The following is a 19,276-nucleotide window of genomic DNA, read 5'->3' as shown; positions in this document are numbered from 1 at the left end:
CCTAGAATCTATTTAGAATAGACTCGTTCTAATGAGGCCGCACCGCGGTGCTGCTCGCATCTTCCGCTGGCTGCACGAATTCCCGGCGCCGACGATCCGTCACGGCGCTCGCCTCGGTGAAGTCCCGCCGCATCACGATTCAAAACCGCAGCCGCCGTGCCCACAACGGTTTCAGCAGTTCCAGCACCGTCAGCACAAACAATCCTGCGCCGAGGGTGATCATCAGGTCGTCGAGATGCAGTGGAACGAAACGAAAGAGACCGGACGCCGGCGGCCAGAACAGGGCCGTGCCGAGAATGAGCGCAATCGAAAGGAATATCCAGAGCAATGCCGGGTTCGGACGAAAGAAGGCGGACAAGAAGGATGCGCTGAAGGACCGATTGACCAGCACCAGAGCGGCGATGCAGACGACGAGGGTAATGAATGCGAGCGTGCGCGCCTCATCGGGCGGAATACCGGAACGAAGCGCGCCGACGAATGTCACGGCGATCAAAGCGAACGCCATGGCGCCCTGCAGGACACTCCAGACGATCAGAGGCCACGAGAACAGCTCTGCATCGGCACGCCGCGGCGGACGCTTCATGACATCGCGCTCCTCCCGCTCGGCTTCGAACACCAGCGAGCAGACGGGATCGATGATCAGCTCCAGAAACGCGATGTGAACCGGGCCCAGGACCAGAGGCAGCCCGAAGACCAGGGGAAGCAGCGCAAGCCCCGCGATCGGGACGTGGACGGCGAAAATGAAGGCCATCGCCTTGCGCAGATTGTCGTAGATCCGTCGTCCCAGGCGGATGGATGCGACGATGGAGCCGAAATCGTCGTCGAGCAGGACGATCGAGGATGCTTCGCGAGCAACATCTGTGCCGCGGCCCCCCATCGCGATCCCGATATGGGCAGCCTTCAGGGAGGGTGCGTCGTTGACGCCGTCGCCCGTCATAGCGACGATCTCGCCGCCGCGCTTCAGCGCCTGAACGATCCGCAGCTTCTGCTCCGGCAAAATCCGCGCGAAGACGTTCACGTTCCTGACGAGTGCATCGAGCTCGCTCTCGTCCGCGAGCTTGACCTGCTCGCCGGTCACGACCTCGTTGACGTCGAGCCCGGCCTGCCCGGCGATCGCCGTGGCTGTCGCCGGATAGTCGCCCGTGATCATGACGACGCGAATGCCGGCCGAACGGCATTCAGCCACCGCCTCGGGGACGCCAGGGCGAAGCGGATCGGCCAAGCCGACGAGACCGATGAACCGAAATGCGAAGCCTTCCTGCGAAGGCGGCAGATCCTCGCCGTCGCAGGTTGCGGCGGCCACGCCCAGCACGCGAAGACCGTCCTTCGCCATCGCCGCGACGGCATCCCGCATCGCCTCCTGGTCCGCTCCGTCCAGCTTGCAGAGCTGCGCAATCGCCTCGGGAGCGCCTTTCGCGGCGGCGAGGGCTGTCTGGCGATGCGACGACCGCCAGACCTGGGTCATCGCCAGCAGTTCGGGACGCAGGCCGTAGGTGCGGATCAAGGTCCGATCGCCATCGGCGTCGACACCCAGCGGCAGACCGGCACGTACGAACGCGTGCAAGGCCTTCTCCATCGGATCGAACGGTTCCGGCGAGCTCGCCAGAACGCTGCAACGCGCCAGCTCGAAGAACTCTTCTCCCACGGGAGCGGGCTGCGAGGGCGCAGGCCGCACGCATGTCCCGTCGCGCAATCTCAGCTCCGCAACCGACATACGGTTCTGCGTCAACGTCCCGGTCTTGTCGGTGCACAGCACCGTGGCAGAGCCAAGCACCTCGATTGCGGCGGCGCGCCGCGTCAGCACGCGCACCTTCGAGATGCGCCAGGCACCCATGGCCATGAACACCGTGAGGACGACGGCAAACTCCTCAGGAAGCATGGACATGCCGATTGCGATGCCCCCGAGCAACGCTTGCAGCCAATCTCCGCGCAAAAATCCGTAGAGCAGGACGGCGGCCAGACTGATCGCTGCGCCACCGAGAAAGCAAAGCCGTACGAGCCGTGCGGTCTGCTGCTGTAGCCGAGGCGGCTCCGGCTGCAAGCCATGCAGCGACAGCCCGATCTTCCCGATTTCGCTGCGAGGGCCGGTGGCCTCGACCTCGGCGATGCCCTCGCCTCTTACGACGAGTGAGCCGGAATACACGTAGGGCTGGTCGTCGCCGCCCGGACGATGATCGGCCAGGGCCGATTCGGCGGCCGGCATCTTGACGTGCTGCTTGCGAACCGGGACCGACTCTCCGGTCAGCAGGGATTCGTCGACAGCCAGATCGCGTGCGCTGGTGAGCACCGCATCCGCCGGAACCCGATCGCCCTCGGAGAGGACGAGGAGATCGCCACGGACGACGTCCCGGCCTGCGATCCGCCGGCGTTCCCCGTCTCTGACCACGAGCGCTCGCGGGCTCGTCAGCTCTCGCAAGGCATCCAGCACGCGTTCGGTGCGGGCCTCCTGCACGATGGTGATCACGATGGAGATAGCGCCGAACGCCAGCAGAAGCAGTGCCTCGCGGAGATCTCCCAGCAGGAGGTAGACCAGCCCGCCGCACAGCAGGAGCGCGAGCATCGGCTCCCGCAGGACTTCCAAGACGATGCGCCAAGGCGTGCGCCGTTCGGACCGCGGCAGCTCGTTGTAGCCCTCCTGTTGCAGCCGCAACTGGGCCTCGGCTTCGCTTAGGCCGGCTTTGCTGCCGCGTTCTGCCTCGATCACGTCTTCCGCCGCAGGCTCCAGAGACTTCCAACGCCCACGATAGCGGTCACGAGCATAATCGCAACCAAGGTCTGGATGATCGTGAAGTTCAGGGCATCGCGCGCAACGAACAGCGCGGTGACGGCGCCGGCGATGACGAAGAGGATGCGAAAGATGAGGCTCATGGCCATGTCTCCAGTCGGCATGACCTTGAGCCCACCTCGCCCCCGACATCGGGACGCATCGCTGCTTCGGCAATCATGCAGGCGGACGATAGCCTCCGGCCGCACTTGCGAATTTGCGGAAGATCAAGCGTGCCCGGGTCGCCGAGCCGCTAGCGCTTTGCCATCAACTCGAGCGCCGGCGCGAAGCGCTCGGCGAATGTCAATGACTTGGCGTGGTGAACTGCGGCAAACGAAGCCGAAATCCCTGCTGAGGCGACGGCGAGCAAGGCAATTGCAAAAACCAGACGGCGCATTTTGGCCTCCTGTGTGAGCTCGTAGCACAAGAGATGGGACGGCCCTGTTTCAGGACCGCTTCATGAAGACGGGAAAGTGATTTCACTCAAGAGACCGTGATGTGGCGCGGTTGATGGTGCCGCAGGGCGCCACCGCCTAATCATCGTCCTCCGGACCGCACCAGCCGGGCAGATAGATCGCATCCTTGCTTCGGGCCGCAGCCATCGCCTTCTCGAGCGCCTTGTCGAAACTGGCCTCCACCACCTTGCGCGAGACCTGTCGACGCAGGAAGTCGGCCCACAGGAATTCGGAGAACGGCGTGGTGTCCTTGGCGAAGCCGCCGATCCGGCGGAGCTCGCCGGCAAGGCTGCGGAAGGGGTCGTCCTTGAGGTCGGCGACCGATTTCGGCAGGTCGCGGAACGGCCGCCTTTCGCCCTTGGCGTCGTAGGGATAGACCCAACGCTTGTTGTCCATCACGCCCCAGAACGCATCGCGTTCGACCATTCTGAGGTCGCCGATAACGGTCACCAGCACCTCCTTGACGCCCTCGTCGTGCAATGCGCGGCCGAGATGATGATGGTCGATCACGTAGTAGCGCTTGTCCGGCCCGTAGACGACCGGGATCATGTGCTTGCCGAGCAGATCGGCCTGCCTGTCCTTGTCTTGCTCGCGCCAGCGCTTGCGCTTCTCCTTGACCTCGCGCATTCCGACCGTCATCTGCGTCGGCCGGAGCGACAGGACCGGGACCGGATGCACTCGCGGCTCGCGCGTATTGGTCATGATCGAAAGGTCCTCACATGGTTGCAGCCGATAATCCGGGCTCCCACGACTATGCCACGGGCCCTGCGACGACGAAATCCGTTCGGAAGCGACGCGGAGAGCGCGAGTCGATTGCGGACGAACTCCATGGCTGTCGTCATGGCTTCCGTTGCAGCGCAACCCGTGCACCACCGGCTCCCGATCGTTCCACCGGTCCATGCACAATAGTGCGAACGCAGAAATACACGCGGACATTGACAAGATTTTCTGCACGCGCCCGTCACATATGCTATCAAAATGTCTGCTTCGGATGATCTCGCCCCATGAACAACCAGCGGCCCAAAAGCTCTGATGAAGAGCACCGGGTGCTCCAGTTCAGACCGCGCACCTCGCCTTCCCCGGCGGTCCAGCGCGGCAACGGCACCGTGCAGCCGTTGCGCATCGCGCCCGAACGGCTGGATCTGTCTCGCTACGAGCAGCCGCGCGCCGAACCCGACAATTTCCGCCAACGCATGCTTGCCAATATCGCGGCGCTGGCCTTCACCATCGCCCTGACCGCGATCGGGATTTGGCTCTTGGTCAACATCGCCGACCTGCGCCGGACCCAGGATTGCGTGCTGATGGGCCGCCGCGACTGCGCCAAGATCACGACTCCACATATTTAGGACCGGCCTAGCGCCGGTCCCTCGGCGGAAGGGTCCCGGCGGGGATCCCCAATCCGGTCCCTTGCTGTCCCGGGCCGCCCCGGCTCCATTGAACTCAGGGCGGCGCTCCGATATACGGGCTCTCGACCCGGCCAGAGGGCGTTTGAGGGCGTCATCAGGGGCGCGATGCCCACCCACCCTGCCACTCTGGGCAATCCGAAAAATATCCGCAATATATCAAAGGCTTAGTGATGTCTTCCACATTCGATCAGGTCGCCACGATCATCGCTGAAACCTGCGACATCCCGCGCGACACGATCACGCCGGATAGCCATGCCATCGATGACCTCGGCATCGACAGCCTCGATTTCCTGGACATCGCGTTCGCGATCGACAAGCAGTTCGGCATCAAGCTGCCCCTGGAAAAGTGGACTCAAGAGGTCAACGACGGCAAGGCGACCACCGAGCAGTATTTCGTGCTGAAGAACCTGTGCGCCCGCATCGACGAACTGGTTGCGGCCAAGGGCGCGAGCGCCTAAGGGCGCAGTCATGCAACTCGAATACTTCCACATGATCGATCGCATCGTCGACCTCAAGGTCGACGAGAAGACGATCGTCGTCGAAGCGCAGGTTCCGAAGGAGAGCACCATCTTCGAGGGACACTTCCCGGGCTATCCCTTGATGCCCGGCGTGCTCCTGATCGAATCGATGGCGCAGGCTTCGGGCTGGCTTCAACTCGGCGTGTTCAAATTCGAACGTATGCCGATCCTGGCCGCCGTGAAGGAGGCCAAGGTCCGCGGTTCGGTCTTCCCGGGCGACCTCATGAGCATCGAGGCGAGCCTCACCCATGAAGGCTCCGGCTACGCCATGACCGAGGCCAAGATCAAGGTCGGCGGCAAGCTGCGCGCGAATTCGGCGCTCACCTTCACGCTGATTCCCTTCCCCAATGCGGATATGCGCTCCCACATGGACGCGATCGCCAAACGCGTCGGGTTTCCGCAACGGGCCGTATCGCCATGACTGACACTCACGCTTCGAAGCCAGGCCGGACCGAGGTCTGGATCACCGGTATTGGGTTGGCCACCTCGCTCGGCGAGGGCCTGGACGCCAATTGGGCCGCGCTTCAGGAAAAGCGCATCAATGTCGACGAGAAGGGCTTTGCACCCTACATCGTGCATCCCTTGATGCCGGTATCCTTCGACAGTCAGATCCCGAAGAAGGGCGACCAGCGCCAGATGGAAGCCTGGCAGCGCATCGGCACCTATGCCGCAGGTCTCGCGCTCGATTCGGCGGGCATCAAGGGCAACAAGGATATCCTGTCGAAGATCGACATGGTGATCGCCGCCGGCGGCGGAGAGCGCGATCTCAACGTCGACACCGGCGTGCTGACGGCCGAGGCCAAGGGCGCCAACGCGCCCGGCTTCCTCAACGAGCGGCTGATGAGCGATCTCAGGCCGACGCTGTTCCTGGCCCAGCTTTCCAACCTGCTCGCCGGCAACATCGCCATCGTGCACGGCTTGGGCGGCACCTCGCGCACCTTCATGGGCGAAGAGGTCGCCGGCGCCGACGCCGCCCGCATTGCGCTCGCGCGCATCGCCTCGGGCGAGAGCGACATCGCGCTGGTCGGCGGCTCGCACAATGGCGAGCGCAAGGACCTGCTGGTCCTCTATGAATTCGGCGACTTCAACCTCAAGAACAAGTTCGCTCCCGTGTGGGCACGTAAGGACCACGCCGGCTTCGCGCTCGGATCGGCCGGCGCCTTCCTGGTGCTGGAATCGAAAGCGCATGCGGAAGCGCGCGGCGCAAAGCCGTTCGCAAAACTGTCCAGCGTCGTTGCAGACCTCGCCAAACGCAAGCAGCCCGGCGACATGACCGCGACGCTGGAGAAGCTGTGGGCCGAGCTGCCGAAGCACGAGGGCAAGGGCGCGATCATCACCGGGGCAACCGGTGCGGAGCCCGCGACTTCGGAAGAGCGCGACTTCCTGAAGAGCCATACCGACTTTCCGGTGCGCTCGACCGGTACGATGTTCGGGCACGCCATGGAGACGCAATTCCCGCTCGGAATCGCACTCGCTGCACTGTCGATCTCGCGTGGTGCTCTGTTCCCACCGAACGATTCGACCGGGACCGAGATTGAAATGCAGGGGGCGCCCACCCAGATTGTGGTGGTGGGAGCCGGACATTGGCGCGGCGAAGGCATGGCGCTGGTCGAGGCGGTTTAGCTCAAGCGGGGATCGACATGACTGCACCACGAGACAAACTCGGGCGGCCCGTTGTCGTCGTCACCGGCATGGGCATCATGACGTCGCTCGGTGCCGGCAAGGCCGACAATTGGGCGAAGCTCGTCGCCGGTGAATCCGGCATCCGCACCATCACGCGTTTTCCGGTCGACGGCCTGAAGACCACGATGGCCGGCACGGTCGATTTCGTCAGCGTCGATCCGTTCTCCTCCACCGGCCTGTCCGAACGGATGGCCGAGCTGGTGACGCAGGAAGCGCTGGAGCAGGCCGGCATCGGCGCCAAGGCCGATTTCCCCGGTCCCCTTTTCCTCGCGGTTGCACCGGTCGAGGTCGAATGGCCGCAGCGTCGCGAACTCGGTCGCGCCGTCGGCCTGCTCGACTTCAACTATGACGATTTGCTTCGCATTTCCGGCGGCGGCAAGTACAGCGCCTACCATCATCGCTTCATGTTCGGCTCGGTCGCCGCGCATCTCGCCGAGACGTTCGGCACCAAGGGTTCGCCGATCTCGCTGTCCACGGCATGTGCCTCGGGAGCGACGTCGATCCAGCTCGGCGTCGAGGCGATCCGCCGCGGCGAGACTGATGCCGCGCTGTGCGTCGCGACCGACGGCACCGTGAACCCGGAAGCGCTGGTGCGCTTCTCGCTGCTGTCGGCGCTGTCGACCCAGAACGATCCGCCCCAGGCGGCCTCCCGCCCCTTCTCCAAGAACCGCGACGGCTTCGTCATGGCGGAAGGTGCCGGCGCGCTAGTGCTGGAAAGCTATGAGGCCGCCACCGCACGTGGCGCAAAGATCCTCGGCGTGATCGCCGGCTGCGGCGAGCTCACCGATTCCTTCCATCGCACCCGCTCCTCGCCCGACGGCAAGCCGATCATCGGCTGCATGAACAAGACGCTGGCCGATGCCGGCATGACGCCGGACCAGATCGACCACATCAACGCGCACGGCACCGCGACGCCCGAAAACGACAAGATGGAGTTCAACACGACATCGGCCGTGTTCGGCGAGCTCGCGCAGAAGATTCCGGTCACCTCCAACAAGTCGATGGTCGGTCACACCATCTCGGCCGCCGGCGCGGTCGAGGCGATCTTCTCGCTGCTCACGCTCGAGCATCAGCGTATCCCGCCGACGATCAACTACGAAACTCCGGATCCCACGATCCTGTTCAACGTCGTCGGCAACAAGGCGCGCGACGCCCGCGTGACCGCCGTAATGTCGAACTCGTTCGGCTTCGGCGGCCAGAACGCCTCGCTGATCCTGACCCGCGAACCGGCCTGATCGATCCGCATGGCGCTGCTTCCTGCGAGCACGAAGGCCCGCGTGCGGGAGGCTGCCAAGTCGATCGGCGGCAGCCTGATCGGCGCCGCCACCGTCGGCCTGCTCCGCACCACGCGTTATTTCGATCCGGTCAAGACCTCGAACTTTTTCGCGCGCGCCGTGAAGCTGATCGGGCCGCGCCTGCGCGAGCACCGCATCGGCCGTGCCAACCTCACCGCCGCCTTTCCGGAGAAATCACCGGAGGAGATCGAACGGATCCTGATGGGCGTCTGGGACAATCTCGGCCGCGTCGGCGCCGAATTTGCCCATATGGACAAGGTCTGGGATTACGATCGCGCGCACCCGGAGCGAAGCCGGATCGAGCTGTCGCCGCGCAGCATCGAGCTGTTCGACCGGATCCGGGACGACGGCAAGCCGGCGCTGATTTTCGCAGCCCATCTATCGAATTGGGAATTGCCGGCACTCGCCGCGGTCGCGCACGGACTGGATACCGCGATCCTCTATCGCCGCCCGAACATCGCCTCGGCCGACCGCATCATCCAGGAGATGCGGCAGGTCAACATGGGCACGCTGATCCCCGCGGGCCGCGACGCGCCGCTGCGGCTCGCGCAGGCGCTGAAGGACGGCAAGCACGTCGCGATGCTGATCGACCAGTACCTGACGGGCGGCGTCGAGGTCACCTTCTTCGGCCGCAAGACCCGCGCCAACCCGATGCTGGCGCGCCTGCTTCGCCAGGTCGAATGCCCGATCCACGGCGTGCGCATCATCCGCCTGCCCGGCGGCCGCTTCCGCGGCGAGCTCACGGAGGAGATCCCGCCGGTGCGCGATGCCGAGGGCAGGATCGACATCCAGGGCACGACGCAGGCGGTCACGAGCGTGGTGGAAGGATGGGTGCGCGAGCATCCCGAGCAGTGGCTGTGGCTGCATCGCAGGTGGCGGTAGGGCTTACTGCTCCGGCAATCCTGCGTCGACCTCGGCCTGAACGACGCGCTCCCAGGCTGCGATACACACCGGGCTTGCGTTCTTCATCGGCGGCGAGACGTTGAGCCTGGTCGTACCGGGCCGCAGTTTCAGTCCCTCCGCGATCGCCGCCCTCGCCTCCTCGAACCGGCCCGATCGCTGATAGGCGGCTGCGAGCAGAAAGTGCGAACGGCCGGTCCCCGGTGTAATGCCGATTGAACGCTGCAGCCACGGCAATGCTTCCTCGTCGCGCCCCATCAGGACATTCGCCATGCCTGCGCCGAGCAGCCAGGTCCAGCGCGAGGCCGGCGGCGTGTCGTAACGATCGGCTTGCCGGAATGTCGCGAGCGCATCGTCGAAGCGGCCGAGATAGATCTGGCCCAATCCGATCAGATACAGCGCCGCCCCGTTCCACGGATCGAAGCTCAACGCCTTGGCGCAGGTGACGAGACTTTCGATAAAATGGTTGGTCGCGCTGAGGAAGCGGCAATAGGCCTCGAGCACCGGGATCGAATTCGGCTTCGACCGAAGTGCCCGCTCCAGCGTCGCATTGGCCCTGGCCTCGACCGCGACCGCCTCCTCCGGGCTGAACCAGACCATCTGGATGCCGCGCATCTGGAGCGAGGCGAGCGCGACCGCGATGTCGAGATTGTCGGGGTCGCCGGTGAGCGCCTTTTGCAGTATGGCCTGCGCCGCGCCAAAACGCTCGCGCGTGGTCTGGTTGATCGAGGCGAGCGCCTGCTCGACGGCCACCTTGTCGCCGCCCGCCGATGATTTGCGAGCTCGGGAGGGTGCCGCACTCGGCTCCAGAATCTCGTTGAGGCGGCGCGCGAGCACATGACCCGCGCCGGCGACGAGCCGGGATTGCGCAAGCTGCGCGTCCGCTTCGTCAGCGCTGACCGACGCCGCGACGACCGACTGAACCTCGCCGGTGACAGCCTTGATGACGCGCGCCCGCAGCGTCCAGGATTGACCGCTGAGCTGCAACTCGCCACGCAGCTCGTAATCGGATGATGCGGCGGACGCAGCGGTGCTGTCGCCGCCCTTGGCCGCCAATCGTGGCGCAACCGCGCTGATGTTCTGGATCCCAGCAAAACCATCCGTGAGGCGAGCCGTGACCTCGGCGGCCATCGCCGCGCCGCGCGGGTCGTTGCTCTCGTCAACGATCGGGATCACGGCGAGGCGCGGCATCGTTCGGCTGAACAGGAGGTCCGGCTTCATCACGGGCGCAGCCACCGCAAGCCCGATGATGATGACGCCAAGCCCGACCACGGCGGCGACCATGGCCTTCCGGCTCAAACCGAACGGGACGCGCCGAGGCCGCACCGGCATCGCGGCCTCGGCCGGCAGCCGCGGTGCAACCTCGCCGGCCGGGTCCGACCGGCTTCCCTCGGCCTGCGCCGGGGCGGCGGCGGACGCAGCGACAACCTCCGTCGCCAGCAGATAGCCGCCGCCGGAGGCGAGCTTGATCAGCTGCCGGCGCTCGTCACCGAGCGCGGCACGAAGCTCGCGGATGCACTGGAACAGGCTGTCCTCGCCGACATGGACGTTCGGCCAGACCGCCTCCATCAGTTCTTGCTTGGTCAGCACCCGCCCACCGCTGGTGGCGAACAGCCGGAGCATCTCGAACGTCTTGGGCCGGAGCCTGATCGGAGTGCCATCGGCCCCGCGCAGCTCGGCGCGCCGCTGGTCCAGCTCGAAGCCGGCGAAACGAAGCAAGCTATCCCCCAACACGGTCTCTCAAGGCGGCTCATATAGCGGAAGTCTGCCGAAAATGCCCGAAAATCGGGTCTGAAGCCCAAATATCAGAAACTTTCAGAAACTAGCCAAGCCCTTATCAAGACACCTACTCCCGCCCGGTGCGATCAATCCGATCGAGGACTCGTGGTGCGCCGGGGGAAGTGGTGAGGACGGGGAAAGATTGTTTCAAACTGAGCGACCGCCTGCGCGCCGCGCTGCTGACGTCATCGGCGTTGGCCCTGGCCTGGGCGCTGCCGGCCGCGCCAGCCCGTGCGCAGGATGCCACCTGGCTGGCCTTGCCCGGCAGCGGCAATTATGGCACCGGCTCCAACTGGGACGGCGGCTTCGTGCCGTTGGGCACCGCCACCTTCGGCACCTCTGCGACCACCAGCCTAGTGATCTCGAGCGCCAGCGTCGGCGATTGGACCTTCAACGCCGGCGCCTCGAACTACACGTTTGACGTCAGCGGTCCGTTGAACTTCACGGGCGCCGGCATCATCGTCAACGGCGGCAGCGCCACCATCTACAACAACAATCAATTGGTCTTCTCTAGTTCAAGCACCGCCGGTAACGCCGCCATCACCAACAACTCCGACCTCGGCTTCGCAGACACCGCCTCGGCCGGTAACGCGACCATCCTCAATATCAACTTGTTATCATTTACGGGTGCAAGCACGGCCGGTGCAGCGACAATCGCCAACAACTTCAGTGCCACCTTCTCCGGCTCCAGCACTGCTGGCAATGCCACGATCACCAATAGCGCCTCCGGCATATTGAGTTTCTTGAGCAGTAGCAGCGCCGGCAGTGCCGCCATCACGAACGATTATGTGCTGTACTTCCAGAACGACAGCACGGGGGGAAGCGCTGATATCATCAACAATGGCGGCCTCGCATTCAGCGGCTTTGCCACAGCCGGCAATGCAACCATCACCAACAACGGCGGCCTGACATTCACGTACCGCAGCACGGCCGGCAATGCGGCCATCATCAATACTGCCAACGCCTCGGCCGATTTCAGTTCCTCCTCAGGCATCAACGGCGATAACAAGATCAGCGCCGGCTCGATCGCTGGCGCTGGTTTCTACCAGCTCGGCGCCATCGAACTGACCGTCGGCTCGAATAATCTCTCGACCGGGGTGAGCGGCGTCATCGCCGGCATCGGCGGTTCGCTCGTGAAGACCGGCACCGGCACGCTGATCCTGTCGGGCGCCAACACCTACACCGGCGGCACTACCTTCGCGAGCGGAGCGGTCAGCGTCTCCTCGGACGCCAATCTTGGCGACCTCGCGGGCATCCTGACCTTCAAGGGCGGCACCCTGCAGATATCAGGCACCGTTTTCAACACGACCGCGCGCGCCGTCATTTTGGGAGCCGACGGCGGCACGCTCGACATTGCGGACGCCGCCAACAATTTCGTCGTCAGCCAGGGTATCAGCGGCAGCACGCTGACCAAGTCGGGTGCGGGAACGTTGACCTTGACCGGCGCGGCAAGCTTTTCAGGCGCGACGGTTTCCGCCGGCACGCTGGCGTTCGACGGCAATGCGACCGCCGGCAATGCGGCCATCACCAACAACGCGGAGCTGGTCTTCGCCACCAGCGCCACGGCCGGCAACGCCACCATCACCAACACCAATCAGTTGACGTTCTATGGCAACACCACAGCCGGCAACGCCGTTATCTCCAACAGCGGCAATGTGCTGTTCGACGGCAATTCGACGCCGGGCGGCGCGCAGCTCATCAACACCACGTCCAGCGCCGTCATCAACTTCTTCACCCCCGGCCCGAGCAGCGACGGCAAACTCACCGCCGGCTCGATCGCCGGCAACGGCCGCTTCGACCTCAATGGCGCAGAACTGACGGTTGGCAGCAACAATCTGTCGACCATTGTGACCGGCGTGCTCACCGGTGACGGGAGTATCACCGGGACATCGCTGATCAAGGTCGGCAATGGCAAACTGACCCTGTCGGGCGTCAACACCTACACCGGCGCCACCACCGTCGACGGCGGCACGCTGGCGGTAAACGGTTCGATCGCTTCGTCAACCGGCCTCACCGTGAACGCGGGCGGCATTCTCGGCGGCACCGGCATCGTCGGCAACACGACGATTGCGAGCGGCGGTGCGCTGGCACCCGGCAATTCCATCGGCGCCCTCACCGTCAGCGGCAATCTGGCGTTCACCGCCGGCAGCTTCTACACGGTCGAGGTCTCCACGACCGCAGCCGACCGCACCAACGTTTCGGGCACGGCAACGCTCACCGACGCCACCGTGCAGGCAATGGCGATCCCCGGCAGCTTCCGCGGCCAGACCTTCACGCTACTGAATGCGACCGGCGGGCTCGGCGGAACGCAGTTCGCCGGGCTGACCATCACCGGCAGCTTCAGCCCTGCCCGCAATCCGCGCCTCACCTACGACTTCAACTCTGTCTATCTCGTGCTCGATCCCGGCAAGATCGAGCTGCCGGCCGGCACGAGCGGCAACCAGACCAGCGTCGCCGGCGGCATCAACAACGCGGTCGAGAGCGGCGCGACGCCGCCCGTCGGCTTCGATACCCTGCTCAACATGAGCGGCGCGCAGCTCAACCGGGCCCTCAGCGAGGTCTCGGGCCAACCCGGCGCCGCCACCACGCAAGCCACGTTCAACGCCATGCAGCAGTTCCTGGACATGCTCGATCCGGTCGGCGGCAGCATGGACAGCGAGCGCGGCATGAGCGGTAGCACGTTGGGCTACGCCAACACCGCGCAGGACGACGCCAGGGTGCGCGAAGCCTACGCCGCGGTGACGCCGCGCGAAGCCGGCGTCGATGTCATCGACCGGCGCTGGGGCGTGTGGGCCTCTGCTTACGGCGGCGGCAGCACGTTGAGCGGCAATGCGGCGGAAGGTTCGAGCACCACCACCAGCCGCATCTACGGCACCGTGGTCGGTGCCGACTATCGCGTCTCGCCGGACACGCTGGTGGGCTTCGCGCTCGGCGGCGCCGGCTTCAACTTCGCGGTGGCTGATAGCCTCGGCGGCGGCCGCGCCGATGTCTTCCAGGCCGGCCTGTATGCCCGCCACAATTTTGGCCCGGCGTATCTCTCCGCCACGCTCGCCTATGGCTGGCAGGACGTCACCACCGATCGCACCGTGACGGTGTCGGGCACCGACAAGCTCACAGCCAATTTCAAGGCCAGCACCTTCGCCGGCCGCCTCGAAACCGGCTGGCGCTTCGCACCCGTGCCCGCCTCCTCTTTCGGCGTCACGCCTTACGCGGCCGTGCAGGCCACCACCTTCCACCTCCCAGGCTATGGCGAGACCGCGCTCGTAGGCAGCAACCAGTTCGCGCTGTCTTACAGCGCGCAGGACACCACCAATGTCCGCACCGAGCTGGGTGCCCGCACCGACCAGCGCTTCCTCGTCGACGATGGCCTGCTCACCCTGCGCGGCCGCCTCGCCTGGGCGCACGACACCAACACCAACCGCTTCGTGAGCGCCGCCTTCCAGATGCTGCCCGGGGCCGCCTTCACCGTCAGCGGCGCGCGCCCCGCCGCGGACTCCGCACTCGTCGGTGGCCGCGCCGAGGTGAGATGGCGAAACCGCCTCTCGCTTGCCGGCACGATCGAGGGCGAGTTCTCGCAGAGCACGCAGACTTACACCGGCAAAGGCACGGTTCGGTATGAGTGGTAGGGCAAGCCTGCTCCGGCAATGCTGCGCTCGGAGGCGGCTCCACTTTGCATGGGGTTGTTTTGCGAAAATGAATTGCAGGAGGCGTTTCCGGAACGCCTACCGCCCCGTCTTCACCCTGATCCAGAGCCGGTTGATGATCCGCTGGGTCGCCGGCTCGCGCGCGGTGATGACGAACAGCTTTGCGAGCGTCGCCTCGTCCGGATAGATGTTCTTGTCGTTCAGGATTCTCGGATCGACCAGCTTCTGGCTGGCAAGGTTGCCGCTCGCGTAGGACAGGAAGTCCGAGTTCTTGGCGGCGACATCGGGCCGGTAGAGATAGTTGATCAGCTCGTAGGCTTCCTTGACATTCTTGGCGTCCGCAGGGATCGCCAGATTGTCGAAGAACATCTGCGCGCCTTCCTTCGGAATGGCGTAACCGATCTCAATGCCGCTTTTGGCCTCCGCCGCGCGGGCCCGGGCCTGCATGATGTCGCCGGACCAGCCGACCACGAAGCAGATCTCGCCGGTGGCGAGCGCGCTCAGATATTCGGACGAATGAAACTTGCGCACGGACGGGCGAACCTTGGCGACGACCTCGGCGGCCTTCTCGAGATCGGCCTGCTTGGTCGAGTTCGGATCGAGCCCGAGCCAGCTCAGCGCCGCCGGAAAGATGTCGTCGGCGGAGTCGAGCATGTGCACGCCGCAGTCCTTGAACTTCGCCAGGTTCTCCGGCTTGAAGACGATGTCCCAGCTGTCGATCCTGGCGTCAGGCCCCAGGATCTGCTTCACCTTGGCGACGTTGTAGCCGATGCCCGTCGTGCCCCACATGTAGTTGGCGGCGTAGACATTGCCGGGATCGTAGGTCGCAAGATGCTTGGTCACCATCGGCCAGGCGTTGGCGAGGTTCGGCAGCTTCGACTTGTCGAGCTTCTGGAAGATGTTGGCCTTGATCTGGCGCTGCAGGAAGTAGGCCGTGGGCACCACGACGTCATAGCCGGACTTGCCGGCCATCAGGCGCGTCTCCAGCGTCTCGTTGGCGTCGAAGGTGTCGTAGACCACCCTGATGCCGGTCTCCTTGGTGAAGGCCTCGAGGACATCAGGCGCCATGTAGTTGGACCAGTTGTAGAAGTTGACGACCCGCTCCTCGGCGGTCGCTGACGCGGTCCAGAACGTCAGCGCTGCGGCGGCGAGACCAAGGCGGAATCCCGAGCGGCCGATCGTCGTCATCTCTATCTACCTCTTGCGTCCACGCACGGCGTCCGACAGCCGCTCCAGCGCGGTGTCGAGCGTCTCGTCCTTCTTGGCGAAGCAGAAGCGCACCACTGACGTCACCGGGTCCTGCTCGTAGAATGCCGAGACCGGGATCGCCGCCACCTTGTAATCCTTCACGATCCGCCAGCAGAATTCGGTGTCGCTCTCGTTGAGCCCGAGCGGCGACAGGTCGACGGTGAGGAAGTAGGTGCCTTGCGACTTCAGCACGGGGAAACCAAGGCTCTCGAGCCCCTTGGTCAGGCGGTCCCTGCTCCGCGTCAGATCCTTGCGCATCGACAGGAAGTAGTCGTCCGGCTTGCCGAGGCCGTAGGCGACGGCGGCCTGCAGGTTCGGCGCGGTGGTGAAGGTCAGGAACTGGTGCACCTTGGCGGCCACGCGCAGCAGCGGCGGCGCGGCGCAGACGAAGCCGATCTTCCAGCCGGTGAGCGAAAAGATCTTGCCGGCCGAGCCGACCTTGATCGTGCGCTCGCGCATGCCGGGGATGGTGATCAGCGGGATGTGCTTGTGCTCGTCGAAAGTGACGTGCTCCCAGACCTCGTCGCAGATCGCGATGACGTCGAACTCCTGGCAGTAGCGCGCCAGCAGCTCGAGATCCTCGCGCGGATAGACCACCGCGGAGGGATTCAAGGGATTGTTGAACAGCACCGCCTTGGTCTTTGAATTGAAGACGCTTTTCAGCATGTCCTCATTCAGCCGCCAATGTGGCGGCTCGAGCCGGACCAGGCGCGGAATGCCGCCGGCCTGGCGGATGATCGGCAAGTAGGAATCATAGACCGGCTGGAAGCAGACCACCTCGTCACCGGGCTGGACCACCGCGAGGATCGCCGAGGTCAGCGCCTCGGTGCCGCCGGAGGTCACCATCACCTCGCTCATCGGATCGAGCTTGAGACCGTGCCAGTGGCCGTAATGGGTCGCGATCGCCTGACGCAGTTCCGGCAGACCCATCATTGAGGGGTACTGGTTGTAGCCGTTCAGCGAGGCCTCGGCCGCGGCGCGGCGGATGTCCTCGGGGCCTGGATCGTCGGGAAAGCCCTGGCCGAGATTGATGGCATTGTTGTCGCGGGCGGCCTGCGACATCGCCTCGAAGATCGTGACGGGAAGGTCGGCGAAGATCCTGTTCAGGGACGAGCTTTTGGACATCGGGCCGATCAGCCACCGACCTTGCTGGGAAGTCCCGCCGCCTTCCAGCCGAGCATGCCGCCGGCCAGGTGCTTGTCGTAAGGCAGGCCCGCCGCCTGCGCCGCGAGCGAGGCTGTCACCGAGCGCTTGCCCGAGCGACAGGCGAACACGACCTGCTTGCCGGCGGGGTCGGGGATCGCCTTGGGATCGAAAGTCGAGAGCGGCACCACGACGCCGTAGGGATAGGCTTCGGCCTGAACCTCGTTCGGCTCGCGGACGTCGACGAGCAGGTATCGCCCTTCCGCGACACCCTTGGCGACCTCGTCCGGGGTCAGATCCTGTACCTGGTTTGCCACATCATCCTCCAACATCCGAGCCTGGCGCCGGAGCGCCCCCGGCCGGCGGGCAACCTCGCCTCTCGGCCAGTGAAAATCAAGCGCTACAAAGGCTTGAGCCGTGCGGCGCAAGTTAAAGCTAAATCGCAGCGACTTGAAGTGCGCTTCGAATCCCGGGCCTAGATGGTCACCTGGGTGCCGACCTCGACCACGCGGCCGGACGGGATCTGGAAATAGTCGGTGGCGTCGTTGGCGGAGCGGCTGAGCGAGATGAACAGCCGGTCCTGCCAGCGCGGCATGCCGGAATGGGCGGCGGGTTTCAGCGTCCGGCGCGACAGGAAGAACGAGGTCGACATGATGTCGAACTGCCAGCCCAGCTTGCGGGCGATCGCCAGCGCCTTCGGCACGTTGGGCGATTCCATGAAGCCGAATTTCAGCGTCACCTTGGAGAAGGTCGGTGAGATCTGCTCCAGCCGCACGCGGTCGGCCAGATCGATCCGCGGGGTCTGCGCGGTCTCGATGGTGAGAATGACGTTCTTCTCGTGCAGCACCTTGTAGTGCTTCAGACTATGCATCAGCGCGGTCGGCGCGCTGAGCGGGTCCGAGGTCAGGAACACGGCGGTGCCCGGCACCCGCTGCGGCGGCCGCTTCTCCAGCATCGCTACGAGATCCGCGAGCGGGAACTCGAGCTTGCGCGACTTCTCGAACAGCAGGCGGCTGCCGCGCCGCCACGTGTACATCAGGATGATCATGAGTGCGCCGAGTGCCAGCGGGACCCAGCCGCCCTCGAACACCTTGAGCAGGTTGGCGGAGAGGAAGGTCAGATCGAGGAACAGGAACGGCGCAATGAGAGCGGCGGCGGCGAATGGCGACCACCGCCAGACCTTCCAGATCACGACAAAGCCCATCATGGCCGTGACCACCATGGTGCCGGTGACCGAGATACCGTAGGCCGACGCCAGCGCACTGGAGGAGCGGAACATGAGCACCAGCAGCACCACCGCGACCAGCAGCAGCTGGTTGATGCGCGGGATGAAGATCTGGCCGGAATGGGCTTCGGACGTATGGCGAATTTCGAAGCGCGGCAGCAGACCGAGCTGAATCGCCTGTCGCGTCAGCGAATAGGCGCCGGTAATGACGGCCTGGCTCGCGATGACGGTTGCGGCCGTGGCCAGCACGACCATGCTGCCGCGGAGAATGCCTTGCGGGAAGAGCTGGAAGAACGGGCTCACGATCGCACCGGGATCGCTGAGGACGAGCGCCCCCTGCCCCAGATAATTCAGTGCCAGCGAGGGCAGCACGATCGACAGCCAGGCGAACTGGATCGGACGCTTGCCGAAATGGCCGAGGTCGGCATAGAGCGCCTCGGCGCCGGTGACGGCCAGGAAAACGGCCCCCAATGTCACGAAGCCGATGACGCCATGGTTCAGCATGAAGGACACGGCATAGATCGGGTTCAGTGCGAGCAGAACCTGCGGCTGCTGGACGATCGGATGGATCGCCGCCGCCGCGATGACCGCGAACCACACGCACATGATCGGGCCGAAAAAGGCCGCGACCCGCGCCGTGCCGCGGGATTGCACGGCGAACAGACAGACTAGGATCACGACGGTCAGCGGAACGATGTAAGGCTCGAACCTCAGAGTGACGTCCTTCATGCCCTCGATCGCCGACAGCACCGAGAGGGCCGGCGTGATCACGGCATCGCCGTAGAACAGGGCTCCGGAAATGATGCCGAGCAGCACGATGGCGGACCCGCCGGTGCCGACCGCCCGCTGGGCGAGCGCCATCAGCGCCAGCGTGCCGCCTTCGCCATTGTTGTCCGCGCGAAGCAGGATCACGACGTATTTGAGCGTCACCACGATGATGAGCGCCCACAGGATCAGGGAGAGCACGCCGAGCACGGCCGCAGCCGTCGGCAGGCCATCGTGCCCGGAAGCCGCCGTCACCGCCTCGCGGAACGCGTAGAGCGGGCTGGTGCCGATATCGCCATAGACGACACCGATGCTGCCGAGCGTCAGCGCACCGAAACCGGCCGTGGTATGGGCCTCGCCACGCCCGTTGGCCGCCGCCGTCTCCGGGGCGGGAACTGCTACGTCACTGGTCATGGAAGAGCCCTATGGCCTCTACGATGCTTCACGGCAC

16 protein-coding genes are annotated in these 19,276 nt (G+C 65.0%); 7 read left to right on the top strand and 9 right to left on the bottom strand.

Going from position 1 to position 19,276, the window contains the following annotated elements; genetic code table 11:
* Nucleotides 1-139 precede the first annotated feature (139 nt).
* The 4 genes from AX729_RS21200 to AX729_RS21195 all read right to left on the bottom strand — a co-directional run bounded on the left by AX729_RS21200 (nt 140) and on the right by AX729_RS21195 (nt 3,921).
* Nucleotides 140-2,704 carry a cation-translocating P-type ATPase gene (locus tag AX729_RS21200; protein ID WP_082770495.1) on the bottom strand — a complete coding sequence of 855 codons (2,565 nt, stop codon included), beginning with the start codon at nt 2,702-2,704 and terminating at the stop codon, nt 140-142.
* On the bottom strand, nt 2,701-2,868 hold the full coding sequence (locus tag AX729_RS40570) for a hypothetical protein (RefSeq protein WP_197433642.1): 168 nt from the start codon (nt 2,866-2,868) through the stop codon (nt 2,701-2,703). Before AX729_RS40570 ends, AX729_RS21200 begins: the two co-directional genes overlap by 4 nt.
* A gap of 149 nt (nt 2,869-3,017) precedes the next feature.
* Entirely contained in the window at nt 3,018-3,161 is a 144-nt protein-coding gene (locus AX729_RS40565; RefSeq protein WP_165637161.1) for a hypothetical protein, read from the bottom strand.
* Between the two features lie 136 nt (nt 3,162-3,297).
* Nucleotides 3,298-3,921 (bottom strand): ParB-like protein, encoded by a 624-nt coding sequence (locus tag AX729_RS21195; protein ID WP_061026315.1) that lies wholly within the window; start codon nt 3,919-3,921, stop codon nt 3,298-3,300.
* Nucleotides 3,922-4,223: 302 nt separating this feature from the next.
* On the opposite strand from AX729_RS21195, the gene AX729_RS21190 reads away from it, so the two are divergent.
* The 6 genes from AX729_RS21190 to AX729_RS21165 all read left to right on the top strand — a co-directional run bounded on the left by AX729_RS21190 (nt 4,224) and on the right by AX729_RS21165 (nt 9,003).
* A complete protein-coding gene (locus AX729_RS21190) occupies nt 4,224-4,565 on the top strand; it encodes a hypothetical protein (protein ID WP_061026314.1) in 342 nt (113 codons plus the stop codon).
* Between the two features lie 230 nt (nt 4,566-4,795).
* Entirely contained in the window at nt 4,796-5,083 is a 288-nt protein-coding gene (locus tag AX729_RS21185) for an acyl carrier protein (RefSeq protein WP_007592476.1), read from the top strand.
* Nucleotides 5,084-5,093: 10 nt separating this feature from the next.
* Nucleotides 5,094-5,564: a 3-hydroxyacyl-ACP dehydratase FabZ family protein gene (locus AX729_RS21180; protein WP_061026313.1), complete on the top strand. Its 471-nt coding sequence runs from the start codon at nt 5,094-5,096 to the stop codon at nt 5,562-5,564.
* Entirely contained in the window at nt 5,561-6,766 is a 1,206-nt protein-coding gene (locus AX729_RS21175) for a beta-ketoacyl-ACP synthase (RefSeq protein WP_061026312.1), read from the top strand. Before AX729_RS21180 ends, AX729_RS21175 begins: the two co-directional genes overlap by 4 nt.
* A gap of 17 nt (nt 6,767-6,783) precedes the next feature.
* Entirely contained in the window at nt 6,784-8,061 is a 1,278-nt protein-coding gene (locus AX729_RS21170; protein WP_061026311.1) for a beta-ketoacyl-ACP synthase, read from the top strand.
* Between the two features lie 9 nt (nt 8,062-8,070).
* Nucleotides 8,071-9,003: a lipid A biosynthesis lauroyl acyltransferase gene (locus tag AX729_RS21165; RefSeq protein WP_061026310.1), complete on the top strand. Its 933-nt coding sequence runs from the start codon at nt 8,071-8,073 to the stop codon at nt 9,001-9,003.
* 3 nt (nt 9,004-9,006) lie between these two features.
* On the opposite strand, the gene AX729_RS21160 is transcribed toward AX729_RS21165, so the two are convergent.
* A complete protein-coding gene (locus AX729_RS21160; protein ID WP_061026309.1) occupies nt 9,007-10,740 on the bottom strand; it encodes a winged helix-turn-helix domain-containing protein in 1,734 nt (577 codons plus the stop codon).
* A 185-nt stretch (nt 10,741-10,925) separates the two neighbouring features.
* On the opposite strand from AX729_RS21160, the gene AX729_RS21155 reads away from it, so the two are divergent.
* The gene (locus AX729_RS21155) at nt 10,926-14,426 is read left to right on the top strand and encodes an autotransporter domain-containing protein (protein ID WP_197433641.1); all 3,501 of its coding nucleotides are present in this window, start codon (nt 10,926-10,928) and stop codon (nt 14,424-14,426) included.
* Nucleotides 14,427-14,522: 96 nt separating this feature from the next.
* On the opposite strand, the gene AX729_RS21150 is transcribed toward AX729_RS21155, so the two are convergent.
* The 4 genes from AX729_RS21150 to AX729_RS21135 form a co-directional block, all read right to left on the bottom strand.
* Nucleotides 14,523-15,632: a polyamine ABC transporter substrate-binding protein gene (locus AX729_RS21150; protein ID WP_061026307.1), complete on the bottom strand. Its 1,110-nt coding sequence runs from the start codon at nt 15,630-15,632 to the stop codon at nt 14,523-14,525.
* Nucleotides 15,633-15,638: 6 nt separating this feature from the next.
* A complete protein-coding gene (locus AX729_RS21145; RefSeq protein ID WP_061026306.1) occupies nt 15,639-16,817 on the bottom strand; it encodes an aminotransferase in 1,179 nt (392 codons plus the stop codon).
* A gap of 8 nt (nt 16,818-16,825) precedes the next feature.
* A complete protein-coding gene (locus tag AX729_RS21140; RefSeq protein WP_061026496.1) occupies nt 16,826-17,152 on the bottom strand; it encodes a rhodanese-like domain-containing protein in 327 nt (108 codons plus the stop codon).
* A 158-nt stretch (nt 17,153-17,310) separates the two neighbouring features.
* Complete coding sequence (locus AX729_RS21135; protein ID WP_061026305.1) at nt 17,311-19,239, bottom strand: potassium transporter Kup; 1,929 nt, start codon at nt 19,237-19,239, stop codon at nt 17,311-17,313.
* Between the last annotated feature and the right edge of the window lie 37 nt (nt 19,240-19,276).

The organism is Bradyrhizobium sp. CCH5-F6, assembly GCF_001556045.1.
Classification (GTDB): Bacteria; Pseudomonadota; Alphaproteobacteria; order Rhizobiales; family Xanthobacteraceae; genus Bradyrhizobium.
Note: the sequence above shows the minus strand (reverse complement) of the source record. Positions and strands in the feature narration are given on the sequence as shown.